Raw genomic sequence first — 10,194 nt, forward strand, 5'->3', positions numbered from 1 at the left:
CCAGCGCCCGTCCGGATGAAAAGGATCAGGCGATGGGCAAGCGGATGGTGATGGTCAGCCCGGTCGGGTGATTGTTGCTGGCCGCAATGGTGCCGCCGTGACGCTGGATCGCCTCCGAGGCGATGGCCAGCCCCAGTCCGGTGCCGCCGGTCTTGGCATTGCGGGCATCATCGACCCGGAAGAAGGGCTGGAACAGCAATGCTTGCTGCTCGTCAGGCACCCCGGGGCCGTCATCCCGAATGGTCATCACCCACTCCAACCCCTCCCGATACCAGTCCACCTTGATGAACTCGCGAGCATACTTGAGGGCATTGCGCAGAGGGTTCTCCACCGCTCTGGCCAGCAGCTCGGGCCACATCTGGATCGACTCGGCAGGCAGCGGTGGCAACCTGAGCTGCTTGCCGCTCTGGTTCGCTTCGAACATCGCATCTTCGAGGATGGGCTCCAGCAACTCGGCCAGCGGATGTACCACCGGCGCCTCCACATGCTGCTGTACCCGCGACAGGTCCAGCAGATCGCCGATCAGCTTGTCCAGCCGTCCGATTTCCGATTCGATCCGCGCCAGCTCGGCGCTGTCACCCTGTTTGCGGCGGATCAGCGCCTGCGCCAACTGCATCCGGGTGAGGGGACTGCGCAGCTCGTGGGAGATATCGGAAAGCAGCTGTTTCTGCTTCTGGATCATGCTCTTGAGCGTCTCCACCATGCGGCTGACGTTATCCGCCAGCTGGCCGATCTCGTCGCCCCGTCCCAGATTGGGGATCTGCACCTCCAGATTGCCGGCCGCCAGTTGGGAGACCGACTTCTGCAGTTGCAGGATGGGACGGGTCAGCCGCCAGGCGAGCAGCAGGCAGAGCGGGGTGCTGACCAGCATCGAGATGCCCAGAATGCGGATCGGGTGATCCAGCACCTGAATGAACAGGAACAGGTAGGGGTTCTCGGCATTGAGGCCGAAATAGACGTGGTAGCGATGGCCGTGGTGCTCCATCAGGAAGGGGCCGGCGATCGCCTTGCGATCCTCGTTGCCCAGCATGGGGTTGGCCGGGTCGTCGGCATCCACCATGAAGCGCACCACGAACTTGCGCGGATGGGTGGTCGACTGGATCTGTCCCCGCTCATCGCGCAGATAGACGTTATCCACCGGCAGCATGGCGATATTGTCCATCGCTTTGGCCAGATCGAAATCCTGATCCGGATCGGCGGCATTGAGCAGGGCCTGAACATTATTCTGCATCCGCGCCACCTCGTGGGTCGGCAGCGGGATCTGGTTGCGGGGATCCAGAGTCGGCAGGCTGATCACGGCGGCGAGGATCACCAGCAACATGAGCCAGAACCAGAGGAAGATGTGGGTCGAGATCCCGTTGAGGGAGCTGATGCGCTCTATTCTTGCTCTAGCCACAGGTAACCGCGCCCCCGTACGGTTTTGAAGCGGGGCTGGCCATCGGTGCGATCCGGCAGCTTTTTGCGCAGGTTGCTCAGGTGCATGTCGATGGCCCGATCGAAGGGTTCCAGCTTCTTGCCCAGCACCTGCTCGGAGAGATGACTCTTGCTGACGATCTGACCGGGATTGCGCAGCAGGCACTCCAGCAGGCCGAATTCGGTGGCGGTCAGCTCCAGCAGCTGTTCGCCGCAGCGGGCCTGCTGCAGGCCGGGTTGCAGCACGATATCCATGAAGTGCACTTCGTCGGAGGAGTTGCCGCGCTGGGGCGGGGCGCTCTGGGTGCGGCGCAGGATGGCGCGCACGCGGGCGAGCAGCTCCCGATCATCGAACGGCTTGGCCAGATAGTCGTCGGCGCCGGCCTCCAGACCGTTGACCCGATCCTGGCTGTCACCGCGGGCGGTCAGCATCAGTACCGGGGTGTCGTGGGTTTTGCGCAGCTTGGTCAGCATGGCAAAGCCGTTGAGCCTGGGCATCATCACATCCAGCAGTACCAGATCGAAGCTCTGCTCCGCCAATCGTTGCAGCCCCTCTTCACCATCCTCGGCGACCGTGACCTGAAATCCCTCCAGGGTCAGAATTTCGGTGAGCAGTTGGGTCAATTCAAGATCGTCGTCGACCAGGAGTATTCTGTTCATCTGGTGTTATTCCGCAGATTTTCGCGCCAAACTGACGCCGGGGTCAGGGTATAATAAGTTTTTCATCGCCAGAGGAAAGCCGGTTTTGAGCCATCAACAATATTCCCGTTGGGTCACCTTTGCCAGCATGGCGGCGGTCACCACTGCCACCCTGCTGATCATCGGCAAACTGATCGCCTGGCTGATGACCGACTCGTCGACCCTGCTGGCATCGCTCACCGACTCCTTCATGGATGTGAGTGCCTCCATCATCAACCTGCTGGCCATTCGCTATGCGCTGGCCCCCGCCGATGACGAACACCGGTTCGGTCATGGCAAGGCGGAGTCACTGGCGGGCCTCATTCAGTCAGCCTTTATCTCCGGTTCCGCGCTGCTGCTGGTGATGCACGGTATCTCGTCGCTGCTCAAGCAGGCGCCCATCGAGCGGCTGGAGGCGGGTCTCTGGGTCAGCGGTGGTTCCATCGTGCTGACCCTGCTGCTGGTCAGCTTCCAGAGCTTGGTCATTCGCAAGACCAACAGCGTCGCCATCAAGGCCGACATGCTGCACTACCGTTCCGATCTGCTGCTCAATGCCGGTGTCTTGCTGGCGCTGGTGCTGGCGGGGCAGGGGTGGTACTGGGCAGACGGCCTGTTTGCCATCCTGATCGGGCTGTTCCTGTTGTGGGGGGCGGGACACATCGGCTACGAGTCGGTGCAGGCCCTGCTCGATCGTCAGTTGCCAGCCGAAGAACAAGCGAGAATAATGGCGCTCTGCTGTGCCGTAGAAGGTGTACACGGCGTACATGACCTGCGCACCCGTCAATCCGGGCCGACCCGATTCGTACAGTTGCATCTGGAACTGGATGATCAGATCCCCCTGGTCAAGGCCCATCAGATCGCCGATGAAGCCGAACTGGCGGTACGCCAGGCATTCGAGCGGATGGATGTCATCATCCACATGGACCCCATCTCGGTGCTGACAAAAGAACAACAGAGCCCTCACCCAGAACAACAGTAGGCTGCAACATGGATGAACTGGTTGCCAAAACCTGGCACAAAATTCAGCAAGAAGCGGAGTGCATGGCGGCCCAGGAGCCGATGCTGGCCAGCTTCTTCCACTCCACCATTCTCAATCACAAGAATCTGCGATCGGCCCTCAGCTTCCAGCTGGCCAACAAGCTCGACAGCGCCACTATGCCCGCCATCGCCCTGCGCGAAGTGATCGAGCTGGCGCTGCGCAGCGAGCCCGAGCTGCTGGCGGTGGTGGCGGCCGACATCTGCGCCGTGCAGGAGCGGGATCCGGCGGTCGATCTCTTCTCCACCCCGTTGCTCTACCTCAAGGGGTTCCATGCCCTGCAGGGGTATCGGGTCGCCAACTGGCTGTGGCGTCAGGGTCGCCGCTCGCTGGCGCTCTATCTGCAAAACCAGATCTCGGTGGTGTTCGGGGTGGATGTGCACCCGGCCGCCCGTATCGGCAAGGGGATCATGTTTGACCACGCCACTGGCATCGTGGTCGGCGAGACGGCGGTGATTGAAGACGATGTCTCGATCCTGCAGAGCGTGACCCTCGGCGGTACCGGCAAGGAGAGCGGCGATCGCCATCCCAAGATCCGCGAAGGGGTGATGATAGGGGCGGGCGCCAAGGTGCTCGGCAATATCGAAGTGGGCATGGGCGCCAAAATTGGCGCAGGCAGCGTGGTGATCAATCCGGTGCCACCGCACACCACGGTCGCTGGCGTACCCGCCAAGATCGTCGGTCGTCCGGAGTGCGACAAGCCTTCACTGGATATGGATCAGTGTCTCTGATCTCCTGACCGGAGGCGTCGATGGCCAAACGCTGGTCGGGTTATCTGATACTGGGGATGTGGCTGCTCAACCTGCTGCATCTCTATCTGGGACTCTCCCCCTGGCCAGCGGCCATTGCGGCCTGGGGGGCGTCACTGCTCACCTGGCCCTGGCTGGTGGGGGCCGCCAAGCGGCAGGCACTGGCTCTCTATGGCGCTGCTCTGTTGCTGCTGATCTTTTCCTGGTGGCGGGGCGCGACCCTCAGCGCCGGTGACTGGCTGCTGCCCAACATCAATATGCTCACCATGTTTGCCGCGGTGAGCACCCTCAACCTCGCCACCTCCGGTCTGCTGACCGGCACCACCTCCTGGACCGGGCGCAAGGGGCTGTGGAGCACCATGGCCAGCCTCAATCTGCTGGGGGCTGTCATCAACCTCTCGGTGCTGTTCATCATCGGCGATCGGCTGGAGCGCAACGGCACCCTGGAGCGGCGTCAGGTGATGGTGCTTAGCCGGATCTTCTGTGCCGCCGCCTTCTGGTCACCCTTCTTTGTCGCCATGGCGGTAGCACTGACCTATGCGCCGGGTTTGCAGCTCTCCCATATTCTGCCGTTCGGGATCCTAGCCGCCTTGCTGGCGATGGGGCTGACTGCCTGGCAGGTGGAGCGGATCGGAGTGGCCGACTTTGCCGGTTATCCGCTGCGGCTGCAGACGCTGGGGTTGCCGGTCACGCTGGCGCTGCTGGTACTGCTCATCAAGCAGATCTGGCCCCAGCTTGGCATTCTGGCGGTGATCGCGCTGGTGGCCCCGCTGCTGGCGCTGCTCTTTATGCCGAGGGTCGGGCGTAAGGCGGCCCTCAAGCGGCAGGTGGTGGAGCGCTTCCCCGCCATCGGTGGTCAGCTGGTGCTGTTTCTGGGGGCCGGTTTGCTGGCCGCCGGCATCAACAGTGCGCTGTCGGTCATCGATCTCGGCGCCGGTCACGGCCTGCCGCTGTTCAACCACTTTGGCTGGCTTGAGGCATCCCTCACTCTGTTGCTGATCCTGCTGGTGGCCATCGTCGGGGTGCATCCGCTCATCAGCATCTCCGGGCTGGCGCCGTTGCTCTGGCCGCTGGCGCCGGATCCCAGCCTGCTCGGCATGTGTTTCCTGCTGGGATGGGGGCTTGCCACCGGCACCAGTCCGCTCTCCGGATCCAATCTGGCGCTGGCCTCCCGCTACAACCTCAGTGCCGGGTTGATCCTGCGCTGGAACCTGCTCTACGGCCTGCTGATGTATGTCGTCGCCTGTCTGTTGCTGGGGGCTTATATCGCCTTGCATGGATAAGGTCGGTGTCATCAGGATGGCGTCAATGATGCGCCGGTGGCGGGGCCTTTTACGCTCGGTTCAGTGTGTTGTCGCGGCTCGGGCGCAGGATGCGAGAAAAATAGACGCATATTTAGACAATACATCTATGGAAGGCGCATTTTACAGCGCACTGGCTTGTTTGTGCCGATGCGCTCGGGGTATGCTGGCTTCACGCGCTTGAATCGCCCTCTGTGGGGCATCGCAATTGAACAAACAGGTATGCATATGTCACTAGAAGTCCTTGAGCAACTCGAATCCAAAGTACAATCCGCCGTCGACAACATCTCCCTGCTGAAGATGGAGCTGGACGAGCTGAAAGAGCAGAACAGCAAGCTGCAAGACGAGAACCATCAGCTGCGCAACGAGCACGTTGCATGGCAGGAGCGTCTGCGTGCCCTGCTGGGTAAAATGGATCAGATGGGCGAAACCATCTAATTCATCGCCTTCAGGCAGAATTGAAAACGGGCCGCTCCATGAGCGGCCCGTCTGTTTTTGGCGGGGTGGGAATTACAGCGCCAGCAACTGTTTGACCGTCTTCTCGATACCGTCTGCCGCCTCGACAATATTGTTGGCCAGCATGTAGGCGGGGGTGGAGATCACCTTGCGCTCCTGATCCACCACGAACTCGTTGACCGGGCAGTTGAGATGGCTGCCGCCCATCGCCTCGATGGCGTTGGCGGTACCCTCGTCATGGCCGATGGTCGCCAGCGTCCCGGCACCGTAGATCAGTGGGATCATGGCGGGTGCGATGCAGATATAGGCGGCCGGTTTGTTGGTCTTGGCAAAGCTCTGGCACGCTTTCAGCACATCGGGCTGGATCTGGCACTCGGCGCCCCGGATGGCGAAGTCGCACAGGTTCTTGGCCGCGCCAAAGCCGCCGGGCACCAGCAGCGCGTCGTAATCGGCCGCATCCAGCTCGGCCACATCCTTGATCTGGCCACGGCAGATGCGGGCCGCTTCGACCAGCACGTTGCGGCTCTCTCCCTCGCTCACTTCACCGGTCAGGTGGTTGATCACATGGAGCTGCGCCACGTTCGGGGCGAAGCACTGGACGGTTGCACCCTGACGGGCCAGCGCCAGCAGGCTGATGACGGCCTCGTGGATTTCGGCTCCGTCAAAGACACCGCAGCCACTCAAAATCACGGCCACTTTTTTCATGGCAAACTCCTCGTTGTTGAAAATGTGAGCCAAGATGGATTGTTGTACTTTTGTATGGTTATCGCTCGCCATCCGCTGGTCAAGTCATCTTGCTGTGCTAGGATTGTTTCGTTTTGGATCCTGCCGTATCTACTCCCTTAAATCTTTTTCCACATTGATCGAGATCATTCTAACTGTCTCACGATCGGTTTTTGCGATCTCAATATATTGTTTTTAATGGGTTTTTATATTCTTATGCACAGCTTTATCACTGTGCGCTCTGATGCGTCCCATTTTTGAACACAGAGTTATCCACAGCTTGAGTCCCTTTATAAGGGCATTTGTGCTGTTGCTGCGCCCCTTGGTGTGAGGGGGGCCCTGTGGCATCCTAGCGGCTGTTTATCTCTGGCAGGACGATTTCATGGCCCCTAGCAATCCCCTTATTCTGGTCGACGGCTCCTCTTATCTTTACCGCGCCTTCTTCGCCTCCCAGCAGGCCGATCTGCGCACATCGACCGGTTTGCCGAGCGGCGCCGTCCGTGTCATGGCCAACATGATGCGCAGCCTGCGCAAGCAATATCCTGACTGTCATGTGGCCGTGGTGTTTGATGCCAAGGGCAAGACCTTTCGCGACGACATCTATCCCGAGTACAAGGCGACCCGTGCCAGCATGCCGGACGATCTGCGCAGCCAGGTTGCCCCTATCCATCAGATGATCAAGGCGATGGGCTTCCCCTTCCTGATGGTGGAAGGGGTCGAGGCCGACGATGTGATCGGCACCCTGGCCCGCCAGGCGACCGAGAAACAGTTGCCGGTGCTGATCAGCACCGGTGACAAGGACATGGCGCAGCTGGTCTCAGACCACGTCACCCTGATCGACACTATGAAAGATGTGAAGACCGATCGGGAAGGGGTGATCGAGAAGTTTGGCGTGCCGCCCGAGCTCATCATCGACTATCTGGCCCTGATGGGTGACAAGGTCGACAACATTCCCGGCATGACTGGTGTTGGCGAGAAGACCGCACTGGCCCTGCTGCAGGGGATTGGCAGCATCGACGAGATTGCCGCCAACCTCGACAAGGTGGCCGCGCTCGGCTTCCGAGGCTCCAAGGCGTTCGCCGACAAGTTCCGCGAGCAGGAAGAGCAGGTTCGTCTCTCCTATCGACTGGCGACCATCAAGACCGACGTCGAGCTGGAACAGAGTCTGGAGCAACTGCAGCTCCAGCCGGTCGACAAGGAGTCCCTGCTGGCCGTCTATCGCGAATACGAGCTGCGCAACCTGATTAAGGAGCTGGAGTCCGGTGGTGAAGAGAGCGGCGAGCGTGCCGGACCGGACGAGGCTGGCGATGAGAGCGCCGCTCCGGTTGCCGCCATCGAAACCGACTACCGCTGCATTCTGGACGAAGCTGAGTTTGACGGCTGGCTGGAACAGCTGAAAGCGGCACCGCTGTTTGCCTTCGATACCGAAACAACCAGTCTCGACTATATGGAGGCGCGGATCGTCGGCGTCTCCTTCGCCGTCGAACCGGGCAAGGCCGCCTATGTGCCGTTTGGCCATGACTATCTCGGGGCGCCGGTGCAGCTGACTGAAGCCGTGGTGCTGGGCAAGCTCAAGCCGTTGCTGGAAGATCCGACCCGTCTCAAGGTGGGGCAGAACCTCAAGTACGATCGCAACGTGCTGCTCAACCACGACATCGACCTGCAAGGTATCGCCTACGACACCATGCTCGAATCCTACGTGCTCAACTCCACTGCCAGTCGTCACGATATGGATTCGATGGCCAAGCGTTACCTCGGGGTCGAGACCACCTCCTTTGAAAATATCGCGGGCAAAGGGGTGAAACAGCTCACCTTCAACCAGATCGAGCTGGAGCAGGCCGCTCCCTATGCGGCAGAAGATGCCGATATCACCCTGCGTCTGCACCAGACCCTGTGGGGGCGGCTGGAAGCCGTGCCGGGCCTCGCCAAGGTATTTAGTGAAATCGAGCTGCCGCTGTTGCCGGTACTGGCGCGGATGGAGTTGCTCGGCACCACTATAGATCCCAAGCTGCTGCACCAGCAGAGTCAGGAGATCGAGCTGCGGTTGGCGGAGCTGGAGAAGCAGGCTCACGAGCTGGCCGGACAGGAGTTCAACCTCTCCTCGCCCAAGCAGCTGGGGGAGATCCTCTTCACCAAGCTGGGCCTGCCGATCATCAAAAAGACTCCGAAGGGTGCACCGTCCACTGCGGAAGAGGTGCTGGCCGAGTTGGCGGAGACCTACGAGCTGCCGCGCCTACTGATGGAGCATCGCGGGCTGGCCAAGCTCAAGTCCACCTATACCGACAAGTTGCCGCTGATGATCAAGCCGCAGACCGGGCGGGTACACACCTCCTATCATCAGGCGGTGGCGGCCACGGGTCGTTTGTCATCATCTGATCCCAACCTGCAGAACATCCCGGTGCGCAACGAGCAGGGGCGCCGGATCCGTCAGGCCTTTATTCCGAGCGCCGGTTACAAGCTGGTGGCGGCGGATTACTCCCAGATCGAGCTGCGCATCATGGCGCATCTTTCCGGTGATAAGGGGTTGCTGACCGCCTTTGCCGAGGGCAAGGACATCCACAAGGCGACGGCTGCCGAGGTATTCGGCGTAGCGCTCGATGCGGTCACCACCGACATGCGCCGCAGTGCCAAGGCGATCAACTTCGGCCTTATCTACGGCATGAGTGCCTTTGGTCTGGCCAAGCAGCTGGGGATCGGCCGCGCCGAAGCGCAGAAGTACATGGATCTCTACTTCGAACGCTACCCGGGCGTGCTGGAGTATATGGAGCGCACCCGCCAGCAGGCGGAAGCCCAGGGGTATGTCGAGACCCTGTTTGGTCGTCGCCTCTATCTGCCGGATATCAAGTCCCGCAACGCCGGCCTGCGCAAGGCTGCCGAACGTGCCGCCATCAACGCCCCGATGCAGGGTACCGCTGCCGATATCATCAAGCGCGCCATGATCAACGTGGACAGCTGGATCCGCGGTATCGAGGGTGAGTCGATCCGCATGCTGATGCAGGTGCACGATGAACTGGTGTTCGAGATCCGCGAAGAGAAGCTGGAGGAGTACACCGCCATCATCAAGGAGAAGATGTCGGCCGCTGCCGAACTGCATGTGCCGCTGCTGGTTGAAGCGGGCACCGGCGATAACTGGGATCAGGCCCACTGATTTCCGGTCAGCCGTTCTGCACGGCTATATAGCTATATAAGAAGCGAAGCCCGGCATCATGCCGGGCTTCCTGTTTCTGCCTGCCCTATCAGGTCTCTTGCAGATACTCATTCTTGAGCAGGACATAGTTGTCAGCCGAGGTTTTGAGAAACGCGATCTCGGCGGGTTTGAGCGGGCGAGCCTGTTTGACGGGATTACCTATATATAGAAAGCCCGATTCGAGCCGTTTGCCCGGTGGCACCAGCGAACCTGCGCCGATCATCACATCATCCTCGACTACTACCCCATCCAGAATGATGGTCCCCATGCCGACCAGCACCCGGTTGCCTATGGTGCAGCCGTGTAACATCGCCTTGTGACCCACAGTGACATCTTCACCGATCAGCAGCGGATAGCCGTCAGGGTTGCTAGCGCTCTTGCGGGTAAGGTGCAGCACAGTGCCATCCTGAATATTGCTGCGGGCGCCGATGCGGATATGGTTCACATCCCCCCGTGCCGCCACCATGGGCCAGATGCTGGCATCGTCGGCCAGCTCGATATCGCCCACCAGTGTCGCGCAGGGGTCTACATACACCCGTTTGCCCAGTTGCGGGCGTTTTCCCTTGTAGGGTCTCAGTCGCAAGTCCATCTTGGCCTCCTTGTTTTCGGCCATTCTAGCAATCCGGAACCTGTTTCTGTGGATAAGTTTGT

9 protein-coding genes are annotated in these 10,194 nt (G+C 60.6%); 5 read left to right on the top strand and 4 right to left on the bottom strand.

The genetic code is table 11. The annotated features are described in order from the left end of the window. Window positions 1-25: 25 nt before the first annotated feature. Entirely contained in the window at window positions 26-1,396 is a 1,371-nt protein-coding gene (locus PG888_RS16135) for an ATP-binding protein (protein ID WP_270693824.1), read from the bottom strand. Further along, on the bottom strand, window positions 1,378-2,073 hold the full coding sequence (locus PG888_RS16140) for a response regulator (RefSeq protein ID WP_042061153.1): 696 nt from the start codon (window positions 2,071-2,073) through the stop codon (window positions 1,378-1,380). The genes PG888_RS16135 and PG888_RS16140 overlap by 19 nt, the downstream gene beginning before the upstream one ends. Before the next feature lie 85 nt (window positions 2,074-2,158). Between PG888_RS16140 and fieF the strand changes: the two genes are divergently transcribed. The 4 genes from fieF (at window position 2,159) to PG888_RS16160 (ending at window position 5,615) form a co-directional block, all read left to right on the top strand. After that, window positions 2,159-3,070, top strand: a complete 912-nt coding sequence (gene fieF, locus PG888_RS16145) for a cation efflux pump FieF (protein ID WP_042061152.1) — start codon at window positions 2,159-2,161, stop codon at window positions 3,068-3,070. A gap of 8 nt (window positions 3,071-3,078) precedes the next feature. Further along, window positions 3,079-3,858 (top strand): serine O-acetyltransferase, encoded by a 780-nt coding sequence (cysE, locus tag PG888_RS16150; protein ID WP_058053260.1) that lies wholly within the window; start codon window positions 3,079-3,081, stop codon window positions 3,856-3,858. 20 nt (window positions 3,859-3,878) lie between these two features. Next, a complete protein-coding gene (locus PG888_RS16155) occupies window positions 3,879-5,159 on the top strand; it encodes a hypothetical protein (RefSeq protein ID WP_234664171.1) in 1,281 nt (426 codons plus the stop codon). A gap of 246 nt (window positions 5,160-5,405) precedes the next feature. Further along, window positions 5,406-5,615, top strand: coding sequence for a cell division protein ZapB (locus PG888_RS16160; protein ID WP_033136398.1), 210 nt, complete (start codon window positions 5,406-5,408; stop codon window positions 5,613-5,615). Window positions 5,616-5,687: 72 nt separating this feature from the next. On the opposite strand, the gene elbB is transcribed toward PG888_RS16160, so the two are convergent. Further along, the gene (gene elbB, locus PG888_RS16165) at window positions 5,688-6,338 is read right to left on the bottom strand and encodes an isoprenoid biosynthesis glyoxalase ElbB (protein ID WP_270693825.1); all 651 of its coding nucleotides are present in this window, start codon (window positions 6,336-6,338) and stop codon (window positions 5,688-5,690) included. Window positions 6,339-6,738: 400 nt separating this feature from the next. On the opposite strand from elbB, the gene polA reads away from it, so the two are divergent. Beyond that, window positions 6,739-9,504 carry a DNA polymerase I gene (gene polA / locus PG888_RS16170; protein ID WP_270693826.1) on the top strand — a complete coding sequence of 922 codons (2,766 nt, stop codon included), beginning with the start codon at window positions 6,739-6,741 and terminating at the stop codon, window positions 9,502-9,504. A gap of 88 nt (window positions 9,505-9,592) precedes the next feature. On the opposite strand, the gene PG888_RS16175 is transcribed toward polA, so the two are convergent. Continuing rightward, on the bottom strand, window positions 9,593-10,132 hold the full coding sequence (locus PG888_RS16175) for a gamma carbonic anhydrase family protein (protein ID WP_270693827.1): 540 nt from the start codon (window positions 10,130-10,132) through the stop codon (window positions 9,593-9,595). Window positions 10,133-10,194: the final 62 nt, after the last annotated feature.

The sequence above is a fragment of the Aeromonas sp. QDB23 genome, from assembly GCF_027707745.1.
In the GTDB taxonomy this organism is placed as follows: Bacteria; Pseudomonadota; Gammaproteobacteria; order Enterobacterales; family Aeromonadaceae; genus Aeromonas; species Aeromonas allosaccharophila.